Source organism: Microbulbifer sp. SE14 (genome assembly GCF_059834885.1).
Map to the genome: position 1 here is coordinate 1 of NZ_JCBAJA010000006.1, position 20,553 is coordinate 20,553.

Sequence of the window (20,553 nt, forward strand, 5' to 3'; positions counted from 1 at the left end):
GTGAGCCTGGAGTTGCTGTTCGAGATCTTTGTTGTCCATTGTTCTGCTCATGGTATCCTCCGGTGCAGAGTACGGGGGCATGAGCAGTTACACAATTTAATTTACAGTCTCTATGTAACCGCCCCTGCCAGTTGCTTACTGGTAGTCGGCGAGACGGTCGCCGAACTCGATCATGAAGCGGTTCAGAGCTGGCTTCCAGTTACGGATTGACATCGTCCATTTTTTCGAAACGGCCTGCATTGCCAAGTACACCACTTTCATCGCGGAGTCGTCTGTGGGGAACACCTTGCGCTGCTTGGTGGCCTTGCGAATGACGCTGTTCAGGGGCTCAATATCTCCTTCAGGTCCGTCGTAACTGCCTTGTAGTCCTACCAGGAGACGTATTTCAATGAGTTACGCACCATGTGCACGATGCACAGCTGAATCTTGGCCTCAGGATATTCCGCCCCAATGGCTTCCGGGAAGCCTTTCAGACCATCTACACAGGCTATCAGGATATCTTCCAGGCCGCGGTTCTTCAGCTCGGTGAGGACGGATAGCCAGAACTTGGCGCCCTCCGTTTCAGCGAGCCATAGCCTGAGAAGCTCCTTCTGGCCTTCCATGTTGACCCCCAAGGCGACGTATATGGCCTTGTTGATCACCCGTTTGTTCTGACGGATCTTCAGGACAATGCAATCGAGATAGACAATGGGATAGACCCGATCCAGTGGACGGTTCTGCCGCTCTGTAACGGCCTCCAGAACTTGCTCTGTGATCTTGGATACCAGGATTGCAGAGACGTCGGCGCCGTACATCTCTTTGAAGACGTCGACGATGTCGCGGGTGCTCATGCCCTTCGCATACAAGGCCAGAATCTGATCATCCATCTGTGTCAGGCGGGTCTTCCCCTTGCGCACAAACTGGGGTTAAAAGGATCCAGACCGATCGCGAGGAACGCTGATCTCGACTTCTCCATGCTAGCCCTTGAGGCGTTTGGAACTGGTGCCATTCCGGCTGTTGCCGGAGCCACGCCCAGCGGCACCATGCTTGGGGTAGCCAAGATGCTCATCCAGCTCGGCACCCAGGGTAGCTTCCACCGTCATCTTGACGAGCTTCTGAGTGAGAGTATTGAGATCGGCTTCAGATTTAATGCCCTTGGCCAGCTCAGTGACGTGGGCTTTGAGTTGCTGTTCGAGGTCTTTATTGTCCATTGTTCTGCTCATGGTATCCTCCGGTGCAGAGTACGGGGGCATGCGCAGTTACACAATCTATTTTACAGTCTCGCAAAAAACTGGCAGATACAAAAAAAGGAGCCCTTGAAGATCTACAGCGCTTAGCTCTTCGCCCAATTCAGAGCAAACACATGATAGATGCGTATCTCCAGAGGGCTTCATTGCATCCCATGCTTGCAGCAAGGTCTCATTGACTTTCTGCGTGACAGGCGCCTTATTGATAAGAATAAACTGCCTACTGCAAAACCAGGACGTAACATTGTCCTACCTACCTGGTGGCACCCTTTCAGTATCGTCCATATGTTAGGTCAAATTGGCGAGAGCCATAAGTGCGGAACTTGGCAACAAGATTCCAGCTACATACTTCATTACTGGTTTCCCATGAATATTTTCTGGGTCGGAGGTGGTAATCATCCCATAACCCAAGGCATTCTATTAGCTGAAGGAGAAGCAAAAGCTTGCGAGGGATTCAATCTTACCGATCTCTACCAGCATGTCCGGCTTGATGGAGATTACTGGATCGACATTGATTCTGGCGCGTCGCTTGGAGTGTCTGGATATAAAGAGCTGGGCTATGTACTTGAAATTGGCCGACTCCATTACCAGCAAGCATGCCTAAAGTCAAGATGAGATCTTCCTTTTTGACTATTTTTCCAATGAAATTAGTGGCTTAGCCTTAGTATTTTGGAGGCTCTTGGTGTATTCCGATGGATTCCCCAGTTAAGGCCTGCAGCAAGAGCTCAACTAACCACTTTCCCCAATAAAATCAGTGAGTTAACCTCCCCCCCCACTTTGAAGATATTCCACAAATCGTTCCACGTGATGACTTGATCAATTTTACCCAGCCCCTCTTTTTGAGTCATTTATTCACTTGATCTTCGTTGAGCAATAATATCACTCAAGGTCAGGTGGACAAATCCACTATGCCACTACACCACCCGGAAAAACGGAGAAAAATCCCAATTCGCTACTCGAAAAAAGTCGGCCACCACAATCAAGATAGGAAATTAGGACGCATTGCAATACCTATCGACAGAGAAATTCTTTAAAAAACAAACAGTTGTCTTCACTTTGGTGCGGACTTCGAATCTCAAGCCAGACAATACAGACTGAAAATTGGGTGGAAGGATCGCGGCAGATTAGAATTTATGGTTGACGATGTCGCGAAAATCACTAAGATTGATTCCTAAGGATTAGCTGTTTTAGCTGAATTAAAGAATACAAATAAAAACGAGTAAGTCATTTTGAAAGGGATTTTCACAGCAGTAGCTCGTACCGTCGGTTTGCTTTGTGCTTTTCGGGAGCTCTTGCTTTGGCGTGATGCACAGGTTTTAGGCATGGAGATACAGTGCTTAGAGCCTGACCGGAGGATAGGTTATTTAGCACTTCCGTTCCAGGAAAGAAAGCGGTATCGAAAGCACGCTTTACGCATGGAAGTGCAATCGACGGTTAAAGTAATTTATATCTACACGCTGCCCCTTCTTTTCAGCCCTGATTCAAAATTATTTGGCTCTAACCTGTTTCATCAGATTGTTGGTTTAAAGATAAAACTTTTCAGAAAAACAAGCATCAAATCGTCATTGTTTTCCCTCCAGCAAGAGAAACTCTCTGAGAGAAATCTACAGAGGACTTGTTTAAAGCGGCTTCCAAAAATCAAAGATCACCCTAAGGATGACCTGCTAATGCTTTAGTCGCAGATTTCACCCTCGCGCTCTCGAACCTAGGTATCTATTTTTCCACTCCGGATGCCAACGGTGCCGGAAAGATTGCTTAAGGCCGACTTGAACCAGCCGGAAATTTGTCTCATTTTGAAAGTAAGACAGAAATTGTAGGAGTGACTAAGTGTTGATGAAAGTTATCGTAAATCATGACCATCAATATTCAATATGGCACATGAAAACCCACATCCAGATAGGTGCTTGATACTGGGTTTTTATGGGTCTAAGGGAAACCACTTTAATTATATAGAAGTTTAGACAGATATGAGGCCGTTGAGTCTACTAGGTTGAGATCGCGCGTATGAGCAAGTCAGCATGGATGTGTGTTGTGCCGCCGATAACGAAGTCAGACATTCGGCTGTTTTGTTTTGCGCATGCAGGCGGAGGAGCTTCTTCGTTTCGTGTCTGGCGCAACCTGTTGCCGGAAAGTGTGGAACTGGTGGCCATTCAGTTACCGGGCAGGGAGAATCGTTATGGAGAAAGGCCATTCACTGATCTGGAGAGTTTGGTTGAGGCAATTTTAGGGGAGTTCGAATCTTTTATCGATTTACCTTTTGCCTTTTTTGGACACAGTCTCGGAGCCCTGATCGCGTTTGAGGTTGCCAGAGGATTGCGACGAAATAATATGCCTCTGCCTTGCCACTTGTTCTTGTCGGGCAGAGGTGCTCCCCATATTAAATCTACTCGAAAAGATCGTCATGAACTTTCAGATGATGAGCTGATAGCAGAAGTGTTGCGGATAGATCGGGACTCTTGCGCCCTGTTAGCTAATCCGGGCCTGGTTGATGTGGTATTACCTATTTTGCGCGCAGATTTCGCATTACATGATGCTTATTGCTATAAAGATGCCCCCCCATTCGATGTTCCAGTAAGCGTGTATTGTGGCAAAAATGACGATTCTTGCGTGGTAGACAATATGGAATCCTGGAAGCGTCATACCAATAAGGAATTTTCTCTAAATTTTTACGAAGGGGATCATTTTTATCTGAGAAGTCAGAAAGAAAATTTGATTGCAGATATTATAAAATCAATCTCCGGCATGGGCTACTAGCTAGTAGACTTCCTACTGTTGGCGTGCATTTTTATGCACTCCAGTAGAATTGTTTGGCCTGTTTCTCAACTTGTAGTTTTTGTTCACAATGGTCTTAGGCCAAATTTTGAAAAGCGAAGGCAAGGATAATAAAGATTGGGCACCATGGGATCTTCAAGCGCAAAAAATTCAATGGATCTTGAGAGATACCAGAAAAGCTTTAAAAGCTTAACGGAAGCATTTCGTTCTCATGCCGAAGTTTGTCCGAGTAGGTGGTCGGCACTGGTGGAATACAACATCGCGTAAACTTCAACTTCCAAATGGTGAATTTTTATTTGCAAGCGGGTAAAAAGCCTAAAGGTAAGGTTTTTTCCTGGCGGAATCTCCTTGCAAACCATCCTTATTGGTACAGGGACAGGATGTTTACGATATAGATTAATCTGGAGTAGAGATGGTAACGGCAGATTTTGCACTCAAAGATACTGGTCTAGGGCCCACTCTCGATTTTATAAATAGAGAGCAATGTTGGACCAACCACGAGGGTACTGTCTGCCTATACATGTGCGACTTTGATCAAAAGCAGTACCAGAAACGCTATTACGGTGAGTTGGGTATCCTCCTCCCTCAAGCGCAGGAAAATGCTATCGAGAAACGACAGGCGGAGTTCCTTGCCGGCAGGTATGCGGCGCGACAGGCGATATCCAAATCGGGATTCTGGCGCGGGCCTGTTCCTGATGTGCCGATAGGAAAGCACCGCAGCCCAGTTTGGCCGCCGGGAATCAAGGGGGCAATAACCCATAATCATTCCACTGCAATTTGCGCGGTAATTCTAGATACTGATCAAAGCGACAGATTTATTGGCATTGATATCGAGAACTATATGTCTGGCAAATTGGAAGCTCAGGTTTCCCAGGCAATTTGCCAACCAGAAGAAATTTCTTTATTGATAGAACAAGGTATCCAGGAAGAAATAGCAGCCACACTGATTTTCTCGGCGAAGGAGAGCTTATTTAAAGCGCTTTACCACTTTGTCGGCGACTACTTTGGGTTTGAATGCGCTGAAGTAAGAGAGATCTCCCTAAAAGATGGTTACTTGTATCTTGATTTGAAGCACGGACTTTCTTCGAAAGTGGGAATTGGGACTTCATACAAGTGTAATTTTCTTCTTGAAGCGGACTCACTTATGACTGCCATCATGGCAGAGTAGAAGATCATGGGATGAGTATTACTACCAGGTCGGAAGCAAAGAATACCCCTCTCCCGGGACACGCTGTGAATACGTCCCTGTACGCTCGTAATCGGCATCTCTGCCTCATACGGTCCCGGGAGAGGGGTATTCTTCCCTTCCGCCTTATTAGTAAGTCGTATGATCTGATCGAGTCTTCGAGGCCAGGGCTGGCAGACAAGTTTGTGGAATTGAGTACACAGTGTTTAATGTGAATTTTTCGACAATCGTCTATTCGATATTTCTGATGAGTGGATAACTGGATCAACGACAATTTCAAAGTCTTGAAAATTTAACTGGCCACCACTTTGAAAGGTAATGAGTATATGAAAAAATTTTTTGTTAATTTGGTGTTGGCCACTTGTATCTTGTTTGGAGCGATCGTTTATTTTTACCTTCAGTATCTTGAAGCACCTGATATCGAATCCGGTCAAATCATCGACGGGACAAATGTCAGTAAACCGGTGACTGTAACATTCGATAGCCGCGGTATCGCCAACATAATCGCCAAAAACGACGATGACCTGTACTTTGCCATGGGCTACCTGCACGCTAAAGATCGTTTGTGGCAACTGGAGGTTCAGCGTCGCATCGCTGCAGGGCGCTCGGCTGAGGTTTTTGGCAAAACATCGGTCAGTGTGGACGCCTGGATGAGAATGCTAGGGCTGTATCGGTCCGCTGAAAAGGCATTGCCATACCTGTCGGAACCGGCAAGAGCGTCGCTGCAGGCTTATACCAAGGGTATCAATACTTATTTGGACAACAATGAGCTTCCCTTTGAGTTCAAGCTTTTCGACATCGTCCCGGAACCTTGGTCGGTGGTGGATTCCTTGGCCTGGTCCAAGGTTTTTGCTTTGAATCTGGCGGGTAACTACCGCAATGAACTACAAAGACAAATCGGCTTGCGTTACCTCGCCCCAAGCCAAATGGCGGTCTTTTTCCCGCAGGATAAGCGTCAAGCCACGACGACTACGCAGCACGGGACACAGCTGGAGCCAGCCACACTCAATGCTTTGTTGGCCCCGGTGGACGCGTTGGAACAGAATTGGCAAATTGGCGGCAAAAACGTCGGCAGCAATGCCTGGGTGGTATCCGGCAAGTATACTGACAGCGGCGCCCCCATTCTGGCCAATGATCCTCACCTGGGTCTGCAAATCCCGTCACTTTGGTATGCAGTTAAGCAATCGACGCCCGGTCGTGAAGTGGCCGGTATGTCGCTGGTAGGATTGCCGGTGGTGATTTTCGGTCGCAACGACAATATCGCTTGGGGCGGCACCAACATGATGGCAGATGTGCAGGATTTGATGGTTCACCAAATCCATCCTGAAGATCCCAACCAATACCTGATTGGCGGCCAATGGCAGCGATTCAACCAACGGGTGGAAAAGATCAAGGTCAAGGCTGATTTTCCTGCTGGTTTGCGCAACCCTTTGGAGCCGATCGAAGTGCGTATCAGGGATAGCGCCCTGGGGCCGGTAGTCAGTGACCATGTCCCAGGAATGAAAGCCACAATGACTTTGCGCTGGGTGGCCCTTGATGAAAAAGATACCACTTACGAGTCTTTTTATCGATTGAATCAGGCCACAGGCTGGCAGTCATTCCTTGATGCCACCAAATATCACATCACACCGGCATTGAACCTGCTTTATGCTGATAAAGCCAACAATATCGGTTTTAAAGCTGTAGGCCGAGTACCGAAACGCATTCATGGGGACGGTACCTTGCCTTTCCAATTCTCCGAACACAAAATGGCCACAGACAATTGGAACGGTTATATCTCGTTCGAGCATATGCCGACCCAATTCAACCCTGAGTCCGGCTTTTTGTTCAATGCCAACAATGCCAACGTACCAAGCGACTACCCTTACGTCATTTCCAACGACTTTGCCCATCCAGCCAGAGGGCTGCGAATTGAACAGGTATTGAGCCAGACCATCGCCAATCAACAGAAAATCACTGTCGCGGGTACCATGCAGATGCAAGTCGATGCCCTAGATCTATCATCCTTGCCATTGTTGGAAGTGCTGAAGAAGCACGGACCTAAAACGGATTTGCAAGCGGCTGCGCTTGAACAAATCACCCAATGGGATGGCCACGCCGACGGCCACAGCGTCGCCCCAACTATTTACTATGCCTGGTTGTACCATATTAAAAAGCAGCTCTTTGGCGATGAATTGCAAGGCTATTGGAATGGTCAGTTTGACAAACTCTATCTGAGCAACCTGCCCGGTTTGGTGGCGCCGGAAACCATAGCAACACTACTGACGGAACAAAGCGCCTGGTGTGACGATGTCACCACTGATAATTCTGAAAGCTGCAGCAGCATATTGCAAAGCGCCTTGGCCAGTGCCCTAGCCGATTTGTCTTCATTGTACGGCGACGACCCCGAAGATTGGCACTGGAGCAGCGCCCAACAGGTGGTTTACAAACATGTGCCTTTCAGCAACATGAAAGTCTTTGACTACATTTTCGAACGTCGCATCGGCTCCGGCGGCGCGCCCAACGCCTTGCACGCGACAACCAGCATCTTCAACAAAAACGACGGTTTTGAAACCTTCTTTGGTGCCGGTTTCAGACAGGTCATTCAAATGTCGGCCGAGCATCAACATTATCTGGTTAATTCCACTGGCCAATCGGCGCAACTGACCAGTGACCATTATGACGATTCGGTCACCATGTTTGCCGAAAACAAGTTCATTGACATCAACAACAGCAAAGCACAAGTACAAATTGAATTTATCCCAGCCACCAAACATGAGTCAGTACAATGAAGTTATTCCGCTTGTTTGTTGATGCTGCCCCTCACAAGGTCTTCGCGTCAATCGCCATGGGTGCATTTGCCGGTGTCAGCTACTCGATGCTAATCCCCCTGGTGATGGCCAGCATCGCACCGGAAGACCCCATGTTTACCGAAGTGCAAAACGGCACCAGTACGCTTTTGTCTTTTGAAGTGTCCAACTATCACATGGCCACCATTTATCTGGTGACATGTGTTCTCATCCTGTTCACCCGTAGCCTGTCCGAGATAGTGTTACTCCACGTCGGTGCCATAGTGGCCAAACATATTCGCACCGATTTTTATCAGCGGATCAGCAGCGCCCCCATGTCGTCCCTTGAAAAAATAGGTGATGCCAAGCTGATAGCCTCGGTCAATATCGATGTGCCGAGAATTATTCAGGGCGCCCGTCTTATTCCGACCGTGTTTGTCAATTTGATCACCCTGATAGGCATGCTCGGTTTTTTGATGTATTTGAACATGGACATCTTCAAGCTGGTGATTTTGTCAATCTTTACCGGGATCGCCATTTATCAATTTCCGATGATGGTTGGTCGCCGGATTTTTGAGAAAAACCGCGAGATCAACGACAAATTGCAGCACGCCACCCTCGGCCTTATCTCCGGTCAGAAGGAGCTCAAGCTCGACAGCGAAAAGCGCAACAACTACCACAGCCGGGTATTGCTCCAGCATGAACAAGACTTGGTTCGCACCGAGAGCATGGGCTACACCGTTACCCGTTCCACCGTCAGCCTCGGTGACCTGCTGAGCTTTTTTGTCATCGGCAGCATCACTTTCATATTTGTCAACCACTATGAGATTCCGCGCCAGGAGCTGGCAGGCATCATCATGGCACTGTTGTATATCACCACGCCCATCGCCATCGTGCTCAACTCCATCCCAGGTTTGACCATAGCTTCGGTATCGTTCCGCAAAGTCAAAAACCTGTTGTCCAGCATTCCCAAGGAAGACATCACCGATGATATCAAGCCGCTCCCCGAATGGCAGAGCATCCACTTTGAAGACGTTGAATACCATTACAGTGATGTCCAGGGTGAGAAAGGTTTTGCGATAGGTCCGATGAGCTTTTCCCTCAACAAAGGCGAGATCACCTGCATCATCGGCGGCAACGGTTCGGGCAAGTCAACTTTGAGCAAACTCATTACCCAGCATTATTTGCCCAACAGCGGCAAAATATATCTGGGCGAGCGGGAAGTCACCAAGGATTACGTCTGCACTTTGCGTAACAAAATCAATGCCATCTACACAGATTATCATCTGTTCGATGAGCTACTGATTGAAGTGACGCCACAGACCGAAACACGCATCCGCCATTATCTCAAAGAATTCAGGCTCGACAAGAAGGTCAGCATCACAGATGGCCACTTCTCTACCACCAAGTTATCCGACGGTCAGCGTAAACGCCTAGCCTTGCTGATCGCGTTTTTGGAAGACAAGGCCATGTATCTCTTTGACGAATGGGCCGCGGATCAGGACCCGGACTTTAAGCATATCTTCTATATGGAAATTTTGCCGGAGCTCAAAGCCATGGGCAAAGTCGTGGTGATCATCAGTCACGATGACCGTTATTTCTCCATTGCCGACAAACTGTTACGCATGGACAACGGTCAGCTGACCGAAACCGTCGCAACCGGCCAATGGTTGTCGGCCGATTCCCCGGTCGGCGACATGATTCTGGACGAACAATCAGAAATACTTGCCAAATGATACGTTCTGAAACCTTTGCACTGTCAATGGTGCAACAAGATATCTATTTTGATCAGCTCCATTACCTGGGCAGCCCGCTGTACAACATCGGCGGCTACATTGACTTGCCAAGCATTGATGTAGAACGTATGCGTCGGGCCCACCGTCAGGTTATCCAAAACCATGACGCCTTCGGTATTCGTATAGTAGCTTCAGAGCAAGGCATCGAACAATACATCGACGAGCAGCGAACCCTGGACCTACCGCTGGTGGATATGTCCGACGATGAAGATCCCGAGGCGGCAACCGCCCGGTGGCTGGAAGCACATTTTCAGGATGCCTTTGCCGTGGACGAAAGCGAACTTTTCCGCGCAACCCTCATCAAGCTGGGCACAGACCACTGGTACTACGTCGGCATGGCACATCACATCTGCCTCGACGGCTGGGGCTTTGCCAACTGGGCGGAACGGCTGGGCCGATATTACGCCGACGGCGAGGTTGAGGTGCACTCCAAGTCATGGCTTGAAGTGGTGATCAAAGAAGCCGAATATGTCGCCTCCGCCCGCTACCAAAAAGACAAAGCCTATTGGAAGGAACAGCTCGACGGTATGCCGGAGCCGTTTTTGACGCCTTTTTACCATAAGTCTTTCCCTGAAAATACCGCAATCCCGAGCCTCAGGCAGATTTTGTCCATCAGCGCTGCCCGCCATCAGCAAATGCAGGCCCGTGCTGCTGAGCTGGGCGTTGGTGTCGCTCAGCTGTATCAAGTGTGGATAACCCTTTACTTTGCCCGAGCCCATGAACTGCCTGAGCTGGTACTGGGTACCCCGGTGCATAACCGTAAAGACAAACGCGACAAAGTGACTTTGGGTGCCTTTATCAGTGTGATCCCGGTACGTCTAAACACGGCAGCCGACCAAACCCTGCAGCAGTTGTGCGAACAGGTAGCCAGAAGGATGCGGCAAAACTTCCGCCACCAACGCTTCAGTGTCGGCGACATGCGTCGTGACCTACTCGGCGGTGCCGAACAGCGTGCCCTGTACGAGGTCGGCTACAACTACCTCAAGCTCGACAGCGATTTGAATATCGATGGTCAACCGGTACATCTGGTTTATCTCAGCCACAACCACGAGCAGACCCCGGTGATGATGACCGTGTGGGAATACGGTGAAGGCCAAGACATTCAATTGCAGATTGACCACAACCTGGCGTTTTTCAATGAACAGGATGTACAGGCCATGATGGTCCGGCTGGACAATTTACTAGAGCAGTTGCTAAACAAGGACAGTAAAACCATCGCCGACTACCGCATCCTGTCTGCCAAAGAACAGGCTCAAGTGTTGGCCATGGGTGAAGGCGAACAGCTGCCCTACTCCACGGAGCTGTTGCCCCATCAGTTGATCGCCCGTCAGGCACAATTGAAGCCTGATGCCTTGGCCATAGATGCAGACATACAACTGACTTATGGCCAGTTGGACCAAATGGCTAATCAGCTGGCCACCAAACTGATTGAACGCGGCCTGCAACCGGGATCATTCGTCGGCATCCATTGCCCGCGTCGTGCAACCATGATAGTTGCTTTACTGGGTTCACTAAAAGCGGGCCTGACTTTCATCGCCCTGGACCCCAACTACCCGGCATCTCGAATCGAATACATCATCGACAATAGCGGTATCGAACTGGTGTTGTCCCACAGTAGCTGCGCTGACAAACTCGAAGACATTATAACCGTTGCCGTGGACAAACTGCTGGATGAAACCAGCGATACCATCGCCGCTCCAGTAGATGTGGCGATTTCTGCCGATGATTTGGCCTACTGCATTTACACCTCCGGCTCTACTGGCCAGCCAAAAGGCGTAATGATCCGCCACCGCAACTTACTGTCCTTGTTGCACTGGGCCAGAACGGAATACTCCGATGAGCAATTGCGACGGGTGCTGGCCAGCACCTCCCTCAACTTTGACTTGTCGATGTTTGAGCTGTTCGTGCCTTTGTCGTTTGGCTTTACCGTAGTGCTGGTGGATGATGCCCTGGCACTGATAGAGTCCGAACTGGATGTCAGCCTCATCAACACTGTGCCGTCGGCGGCCAGATCACTGTTGCAACAAGATGCCATCCCATCTTCAGTCAATACATTGAATCTTGCTGGTGAACCATTGCCTGCCGGTGTGGTCAACGCCCTGCTGGACACCTCCTGTACGACGGTATACAACCTCTATGGCCCGTCAGAAGACACCACTTACTCCACTTGGTCACGCTTTGATGAAAAGCTAGACAGCATGCCAGATATCGGCAAGCCGATCGCCAATACCCAAGCTTATGTGCTGTCGCCTTCTCGCCAACTGCTGCCTGCCGGTTACATAGGTGAACTGTATCTGGCCGGTGACGGCGTTACCGCAGGTTACCTCAATCATCCGGAACTGACCGAAGAACGCTTTATCGACCTGCCTTTCGCTCGCAGTCGGACCTATCGCACCGGCGATCTAGTGCGCTATCAAGGCGACGGCACTTTGGCCTACATAGGCCGCACCGACGATCAGGTCAAATTGCGCGGCTTCCGCATTGAATTGGGCGAAATTGAGCACGTATTGGTCAGTCACCCGGATGCCAAAGAAGCGGTGGTATTGGTCATTGGTGAAAACCTTACCGCGTTTGTGGTCGGCGAAGAATCTGCCGCGCAAAGCCTCAAACAAAGTGCCCAAAAACTGTTGCCCTCCTTCATGGTCCCGTCCAGGTTTGTGTTTGTTAAGGCCCTGCCGCTGACCCCCAACGGCAAGGTCGACAAAAAGGCCCTGCGGGCCTTGCAAGATGAAGGGGATGACCGCGTAGTGGTCAAGCCGGTCAGTGAAATCGAACAGAACCTAGTCCGGCTGACCGCACGGGTATTGGAGATTGATGAAGCTACGGTCAGTATGGACGCCTCTTTCTTTGAACTGGGCGGACATTCCCTGTCAGCTGTCAAGTTGACCGCCGAGTTGAAGCAATCCTTGAATATCCGCTTGTCCATTCGCCATGTCTTTGAAGCGATATCCTTGCATGATTTGGCCGCTATGCTCAGTGAAGCCAAAAGTGATCCGGAACATGGCCCCCGGATTGGCTCCCTGTCCCATCCCCAGCATATTCCGCTGTCCGCTACTCAGCAGCGTCTCTGGCTTATCGACAAGGTCCAGGGCCATTCTCGCAACTACCACATGCCGTTTGCCCTTTACATGGCCAAAGGATTGGATGTCCCAGCACTTGAACGGGCACTGCGTCAGATTGCAACCCGTCACCAGATCTTGCGCACCTGCTATTGCGAGCAGAACGAGCAAGTCTACCAGAAGCAGTTGAGTGCAGATGAGCTATTCGTAGAAACCATCGACATGACAGATCAAACCGTGGACAGCGACGCGGTGCAAACGGAGATCATCCGCTTCAGCGAACAAGACTTTAATTTGCAAAGTCAGCTGCCCTTGCGCGCAGCCTGGTTGAGTCTCGGTAGCCGGGAAGGCATTTTGCTGTTCAATGCCCATCATATCGCCTTTGACGGCTGGTCTATCGGTGTATTCCTGAGTGAGTTGACTGCGCTCTATCAAAGCGAAGGAGCCAAATTGCCAGCATTGGAAGTGCAATACGCCGACTATGCACTGTGGCAAACGCATATGCTGCAAGGCCTCGGTTTCCAACACGAAATTGCCTTCTGGCAACGACAACTGGCCGGTGCCCCTTTGCGTCACAGTTTGCCAGTCAAGCAGCGCCAAGCTTCAACCGTAGGTGTTTGCCATAGTACACGCATGCAGCTGGACAAGTCACAACTGAGCGCTTTGTATGCCACCGCCAGCAACCACAAGCTGACCCTGTTCAACCTGCTTCATGCCGCCACGGCGCTGGTGTTCTCCCGCTCCAGCGGCTGCGAAGACATCGTCATGGGCACCGCGGCCACCAACCGCAATCAGGCCCAGATGCAGTCAATGATCGGTTTTTTTGTCAATACTCTGGCTCTGAGGGTTCATACTGCCTTCGACAGTCTCACAGATTACCTGCACCATGTCCGCAGCGTCCACCTGGATGCCTTCGAGCACCAATCGGTGCCTTTCGATGTGGTAGTGGATGCCTGCGGTATCGAGCGCAACAGCGCCTATACCCCGGTATTCCAGATTTTGTTTACCCTCAATGATGCCGACGCCGAACAAGCCTTTGTTGAACGCTTCAATGCCGAGCGGTTGGACATAGCGCCGCAGCATTGCAAGTTCGAAATAGAAATTGATGCCCAACTGACAGGCGGTGAACTGACTCTGGATTGGCGCTACGACAGCAGCATGTATGATGCCAAATGGATCGACACCTTGTGCGCCCAACTCGAATACGTGTTACAGCAACTGGCCACAGACAACATCGAAAACATGGCCGATTTGCAGGTGTTGACGAAGCAGGAACAAGAGTTCCTGGTGCACATCCTAAACGACAATACCCTGTCCTATCCAAAAGATGAGACCCTGGCTTCCTTGTTTGAACAGCAAGCCCAAGCCAATCCTGATGCCATCGCGGTGCATTGTGAGACCGGTCACTGGTCTTACGGCCAGCTCAACAACATGGCCAACATCATTAGCCACAAGCTGCTCGAACAGGGAGTTGCCCCGGGCGAGCGGGTCGGTATTTCCAGCCGCCGTAATGTATCCATGATAGCGGGCCTGTTGGGTGTACTCAAAGCGGGCGCCGCCTATGTACCCATCGATCCAGACTATCCACTGGCACGCCGAAATTACATCCTCGAAGACAGCGGCATCAAGCTTTTGCTAGGCCAAAAGGTGCTGTGTGACGAGCTTGACGTTGAACAAGTGGTGGATTTGGACTTGGTTTTTGACGACGTGCCTAATGACCTGGAAAACCCGAAGGGATTGGCCCGGGCCGAAGCCATTGCTTATCTGATTTATACCTCCGGCTCCACCGGAAAACCCAAGGGCGTGCAAATCCGTCATCGCAATGCGGTGGCCATGCTACACTGGGCAAGCGACTACTACAGCGATGCAGAACTGGCCAAAGTACTGGCCAGTACCTCCATCAGCTTCGACCTGTCGGTATATGAACTGTTCTTGCCACTGTGTTTCGGTTACCAGTGTGTATTGGTAGACAACATCACGGCCCTTTTGACCCAACCGACGGATGTCACCCTTGTCAACACAGTTCCATCGGCGATGCGCATGCTGGTCGAGCAAGACGCCATCCCGCCATCTACCATGGTAGTCAACCTTGCCGGTGAAGCCCTCAAGACCAGCCTGGTCAATCAGGTGCTGGCAGCAGGCGTGGACAAGCTGTGTAACCTTTACGGTCCGTCTGAAGATACCACCTATTCTACGTGCGCCGAGTTTAGCGCGCCGCTTGATGAAATTCCGCCCATTGGTCGGGTGATCAGCAATTCCCAAGCCTACGTGATGTCCGAAAGTGGTCACCTGCTCCCCTTTGGCGCAGTGGGCGAACTGTGCCTTGGCGGTGACGGCGTGGCACTTGGATATCTCAACAAAGACGAGATGACCGCTGAACGATTTATCCCCAACCCCTTTGGCGAGGGCAAGATTTACCGCACCGGTGACTTGGTACGCTATTGCTCCAGACAGGGTGATTTGGTCTATCTGGGCCGCATGGACGATCAAGTAAAAATTCGCGGCTTCCGCATTGAACTGGGCGAAGTGGAAAAGGCCATCAAGGCTGCCGGTGTTCAAGACGTCTGTGCTCTGGCCATCGGGGAAGAGCAAGATCGCCGCCTGGTGGCCTTTGTCGTCCTGGAGGAGCATGCCGAGCTGGAACAAATTGAGCAAGTAGATACGCTCAAAGCCTACTTGCAAGGCGAACTTCCCGAGCATATGCGACCATCACAACTGGTCGTCCTTGAAGCATTGCCGTTGACTCCCAACGGCAAAATCGACAAGAAGAAGTTGGAGAAGCACCAGTTCAGCCACGGTCAAAAACAGATTGTCGCGCCGCAAAACGAGCTGGAAAAGAAGCTATTGGCCATTTGGCAGCAGCGCTTGTCGACCAGCTGCCCTGAATTCGGAGTGACCGACAACTTCTTCGACCTGGGTGGCCACTCACTCTTGGCAGTAAGGGTCTGCGGTGACATACGCACTGAATTATCACTCAATTGCAGCGTCAAAGACCTGTTCGAACATGCCACCATCCATCAACTGGCCCGCCTCCTTGAACAGCAACAGGAGCAGGCAGAAATCAATCCGCTGATTGCCACCGGACGCGACACGGACCATTATCCGCTGTCATTTGCCCAGCGCCGCATTTGGTTCTTAACCCAACTGGAAAATGCCGGCACCGAGTTCAACATGGCCACAGCGCTCAGGATCCACGGCCGCCTTGATGTAGTTCAGGCCGAACTGGCTTTTACAAGCATTATCGAGCGTCACGAATCCCTGCGCAGCCGCTTTGTGCTGGTCGACGGTCAACCGCAAATCAGCCTCTCGGACAATACCAGCATCCGCATCGAACGACACGATTTGAGCGGCCAGTCTGGAGAAGCCCAAGCCACTGCCTTACAGCAACTAAAAGGTGAACACCAAGCTTACCATTTTGATGTAACAAAAGAATTGCTGATCCGGATCAGTCATGTCCTACTCAGCCAAGGAGACAACCCAGAATCGGTATTGCTGTTCAACATCCACCACCTTATTGCCGATGGCTGGTCAGTGGCCATCTTGATGCGTGAATTCATGGCGAAATATGATGCCATTGGTCGTCGCTCTGAAGCTGAACTTGCTCCGCTGACAGTGCAATACATCGACTGGGCGCGCTGGCAAAAACAGCGCTTTGAAGGTGAATACCTTGTTCAGGCAATGGACTATTGGACCGACCTTTTGAGCGACGCACCGTCCAGCCACAACTTACCGCTGGATTACAAACGCGGCGAAAAGCCTGCGGAAGGTGGTCTGGCTGAACAACGGCTTGACGCCACCTTGTGTCAGTCAATCAAAGATCAGTTGCACGATACGGGCACCACGGTATTCATGTACTTCCAGGCCGCCTTTGCGCTGCTCGCCGGTCGTATCAGCCGGGAATTCGATATCGTCATGGGCGCTCCTGTAGCCGGACGCGAACAACCACAAAGTGCCGACTTGGTTGGCTTGTTCCTCAACACCCAAGTGTATCGCAGTGAATTCGGCGACAGTCCGGATTGGTACGAAATGCTAAAACGCACCCGCAGCCAGCATCTGGCCAGCGGTGAATACGCCGACCTGCCGTTTGAATTACTGGTGGAAAAGGTCAACCCGGAGCGTAGCATTCACCAGTCACCGATATTCCAGTTGTTCATCAACTACGACAATACCGAGCAGGTGGAACTCAAACTGGCCGATTGCCGCTTTGTCGCCGAACAAGCCGATGAAATGGCTAACAAATACGACATTACCTTGTACGTCAAAGGCGATGTCAACGAAGGCATTTCCCTCGTTTGGTCATACAACAAAGCCCTGTTTGACGCCACAACCATCGAATTCTACATCCAGGAATTCGAGTTTTTTATTCACCAACTGTGTGCCGATCCACACAAGCCGGTATTGATGCATACCTGGAAAAGCAGCCGCAGCTGGGATGAAGTGGCCACCGAAATCAATGCACCAGAGCACTATCAGCTGTATTGCATGATAGAGCAACACGCTCAAACCCAAGGCGAACAACCGGCGTTGTCCTTTGAAGGAACCACATTGAACTACGCCGAATTGGTGACCAGGGTCGAGCAAATGGCCGCTTGTTTTGCCGCCCGTGGCCTCAAAGCCGGTCAGGCCGCTGCCGTTTATAGCCACCGTGATGAAAGCCGTATAGTGGCGATTTTGGCAGTGCTCAAACTGGGCTCCGCATACGTACCGCTCAGCCAGGAGCTGCCGGTCAGCCGTTTGCAATACATGCTCGACAAATCCGCTGCGGTGATGCTGATCACCGACGAAGCAAGCCTAAAGCACGGCTTGCAGCCGAGCGAACTGTGCAAAATACTGTTGTTGGACGATGCACAGGTCCAAGTCGAGATGCAAAGTGCAGAACCTGTGGCCACAGCCGATGTTGCAGCGGACAGTGTCGCCCACATCATTTTCACCTCCGGCTCCACCGGCAACCCAAAAGGGGTGAAAGGCACTTTCCAGGCCACTCGCAATCGGATTGAGTGGATGACCAACAGCTTCCCCTACGAGGCAGGTGAATGCAGTGCCCATGTGACTTCCATGGCCTTTATCCGTGGCGTGTGGGAATTGCTGGCGCCCCTGTGTGGCGGAGCCCATTTGGTATTGTGCCCGCGCGAAACGGTCAAGGATGTGCCCAAACTGTGGCAGTGGATGATTGACCACAACATTTCCCGCATCGTCACCGCACCGTCGTTGATGAAGGCATTGTCCGACCTGTCCACCAGCCAAAAGGAACCGCTGAAGCTGACTCATTGGTGTGTCAGTGGAGAGCCATTGCTACAGATCCACGCCATGGAAGTGTTGGACCGCTTCCCCAACACTCGGTTGTTCAATCTGTACGGCTCTACCGAGACCATGTCTGATGTATCGTTCAAGGAAGTGGATAATGACAACGGCAAAGGCGACTGGGTGGTCGTGGGTAAAGCAGTAGACAACATCGCGATCTTCACAATTGGTTTTGATGGTAAGCCGGTACCGGCCAATGTGGTGGGTGAAATTGCCGTGTCCGGTGCAGCACTGGCCAGTGGCTATATCGGTCAACCCGACGCCAATGCCGCCTTTACCCTCTCACCGGTAGGCCGCATCTTCAGAACAGGAGACCTGGGCATATTGACCGACAGCGGCGACATCATGTGCTTAGGTCGAGTCGACGACCAAATAAAGATACGCGGTTACCGGGTCGAACTTGGCGAGATCACCAGCTGTATCGCACGGTTGCCTTTTATCAAGACCTGCACAGTGCACCCCATCGGCGGTAAAGGTGAACAGCAACTGATTGCCTACATGGCGGCAGAAACCGATTGCCACCTGTCAAGGCCCGAGCTGATTGAAGTGGTCAAGCAGGCGCTGATCAAAGACCTGCCAGGCTATATGATTCCCACATTCTACATGGTTCTGGATGAATTACCGCTGCGCCCCAACGGCAAAGTGGACCGCCAGGCATTGCCCAAACCCGACCTCAAGCAACAACAACTGCACTATGTGGCAGCCGAAGCCGAATCGGAGAAAAAGGTGGCGGCTATTTGGGCCGAACTGCTGACACTGGATGTAGATAGCATCGGCGTAACCACCAGCTTTTTTGAACTCGGCGGCCACTCGTTGTTGGTCACCCAGTTGATACAGAGGCTGAACGAGCAGTTTGACGTGAGCCTCGGTTACGAAGAGTTTTTCAACAATCACACCATCCGATATATCGCTGGGCGCATTGACAACAAGGCTCGGTTCAAAGACGTTTTGGATAAAGACAGCAACAAAAACAAAAGTAGCAAGCTGTTAATTTAAAGGTAAAAAAGGATGATTTCAAAAAAAATAAGATCCAACAACGCATTCTATTCCGAGTTGTTCGCCAAACTGGCAGACTTGTTGGCGGCCGACAAGAAAATGGCATCTTTGTCATTTGACGATGCCAACAGCAGCATCTCCGACTTTATGGCAGACTTTATTTACAACGTCAGTTCCTGGCCGGTGATCATCAACGATGCCACAGTCCGCACTTTCTCGCGGGTAGTGGACAATATTCCTTCAGTTCTGATCAAAGTTATTGACCATTTTGCCGAACACGAGCCAGAGTGGCTGTGTGATTATCTAAACATCTCCGAGTTGGGGCTAGAGCGTTATACCAAGCTCCCTATTAATACCGCAGACATCATGTGCCGTTACGACGCCATCATGACCGACAAAACCTTGAAGCTAGTAGAGATCAATATTGGCTCCTCCCTTGGTGGCTGGTGGTCCGACTGGTTGTATCCGGAAATTCAGGCTGCACTCAATCACATTGATGTGGTCAAAGACTGGAACCACAAATACCGCAAGATCTCCGAAAACACTTTCAAAGCAGTGTGGCAATCCATCGTGCGTCTCAAAGGCAACAATGCCAAGGGCAACGTCTTCATCTTTCTGCCCGATACCGCCACCACCAACCTGGACGTAGTGCACCAGCACCTCAACTCGCTTGTGATGGGCACCAAGCCGGACATCTACCCAGACGGTAAGTTGTTCATTTTCAATGAGCTGGATCGCATCGAATGGCGCGCCGACGGCAACATGGCCATCGACGGCGAAGTGATGGACACCCTGTTGTTGCCGGTGGTCAAAGGCAACGAACTACCTATCAGTTTCACGGCCAAAGTGCAAGCCTATTCGGAAAAACGCAAGCTTTACTTCCCTGACAACGAAGGGCTCAACATGCTGGCCAACAAATTGCTGTTCCCACTGATGCATGAGCCCAGAGCCCAGGAAGTGATGACCGACACCGAGCGGTCATTGATTGAGGACCACATTCCCTGGTCAATCAAACTCAACAGCGAAGTCACCCATCGAGATGGCGAGTCAGTGCTGACTGCAGAATACATCAAACAGAATCAACAATCGCTTGTGTTCAAAAAGTCCCAGTCCATGCAGGGTAAAGACGTATTGGTAGGTTGCACCACCTCCACCGAAGAGTGGCTTGACTTTTACGAACAAAACAAACACGACAGCGACTGGCTCATCCAAGTCTACTGTGTTCCCGACTTAATTTACAGCGCCGACCAGCACGTCGGCTTCTCCTCCTATCGCATGGTATGGGGCATTTTTGGTTTCAATGATCACTACTCCGGCGCTTGGTGCCGTGCGGTGAATGAATCCAATGACGATACGGTGATCAACCTCGCGCGTGGCGCGGTGGAGTTTGTAGTCACCGAAGAACAACAACTCAAAGGAAAAATGGTGTTATAACCAGGGGTTAATGTA

Annotated in this window: 9 protein-coding genes and 1 pseudogene; 9 read left to right on the top strand and 1 reads right to left on the bottom strand. The window is 50.7% G+C overall.

All coding sequences use genetic code 11. From position 1 onward, the window contains the following. On the top strand, positions 1-210 hold a 210-nt coding region (locus tag AC6R19_RS05895), incomplete at its 5' end, for a hypothetical protein (protein ID WP_500579011.1). Here the strand turns inward: AC6R19_RS05895 and AC6R19_RS05900 are convergent. Next, a pseudogene (locus tag AC6R19_RS05900) lies at positions 136-1,190 on the bottom strand (IS256 family transposase). The gene AC6R19_RS05895 and the pseudogene AC6R19_RS05900 sit on opposite strands and share 75 nt — an antisense overlap. A 159-nt stretch (positions 1,191-1,349) precedes the next feature. On the opposite strand from AC6R19_RS05900, the gene AC6R19_RS05905 reads away from it, so the two are divergent. The 8 genes from AC6R19_RS05905 to AC6R19_RS05940 all read left to right on the top strand — a co-directional run bounded on the left by AC6R19_RS05905 (position 1,350) and on the right by AC6R19_RS05940 (position 20,538). Next, entirely contained in the window at positions 1,350-1,841 is a 492-nt protein-coding gene (locus tag AC6R19_RS05905) for a DUF6710 family protein (protein ID WP_500578815.1), read from the top strand. 614 nt (positions 1,842-2,455) lie between these two features. Then, positions 2,456-2,902 carry a hypothetical protein gene (locus tag AC6R19_RS05910; protein ID WP_500578817.1) on the top strand — a complete coding sequence of 149 codons (447 nt, stop codon included), beginning with the start codon at positions 2,456-2,458 and terminating at the stop codon, positions 2,900-2,902. Between the two features lie 328 nt (positions 2,903-3,230). Next, positions 3,231-3,980, top strand: coding sequence for a thioesterase II family protein (locus AC6R19_RS05915; RefSeq protein ID WP_500578818.1), 750 nt, complete (start codon positions 3,231-3,233; stop codon positions 3,978-3,980). Positions 3,981-4,410: 430 nt separating this feature from the next. Continuing rightward, the gene (locus tag AC6R19_RS05920) at positions 4,411-5,166 is read left to right on the top strand and encodes a 4'-phosphopantetheinyl transferase family protein (protein ID WP_500578820.1); all 756 of its coding nucleotides are present in this window, start codon (positions 4,411-4,413) and stop codon (positions 5,164-5,166) included. Between the two features lie 344 nt (positions 5,167-5,510). Beyond that, positions 5,511-7,955, top strand: coding sequence for a penicillin acylase family protein (locus tag AC6R19_RS05925; RefSeq protein ID WP_500578822.1), 2,445 nt, complete (start codon positions 5,511-5,513; stop codon positions 7,953-7,955). Continuing rightward, a complete protein-coding gene (locus AC6R19_RS05930) occupies positions 7,952-9,688 on the top strand; it encodes a cyclic peptide export ABC transporter (protein ID WP_500578823.1) in 1,737 nt (578 codons plus the stop codon). The genes AC6R19_RS05925 and AC6R19_RS05930 overlap by 4 nt, the downstream gene beginning before the upstream one ends. Continuing rightward, on the top strand, positions 9,685-19,104 hold the full coding sequence (locus AC6R19_RS05935) for a non-ribosomal peptide synthetase (protein WP_500578825.1): 9,420 nt from the start codon (positions 9,685-9,687) through the stop codon (positions 19,102-19,104). Before AC6R19_RS05930 ends, AC6R19_RS05935 begins: the two co-directional genes overlap by 4 nt. Before the next feature lie 12 nt (positions 19,105-19,116). After that, the gene (locus AC6R19_RS05940; protein WP_500578826.1) at positions 19,117-20,538 is read left to right on the top strand and encodes a hypothetical protein; all 1,422 of its coding nucleotides are present in this window, start codon (positions 19,117-19,119) and stop codon (positions 20,536-20,538) included. Positions 20,539-20,553: the final 15 nt, after the last annotated feature.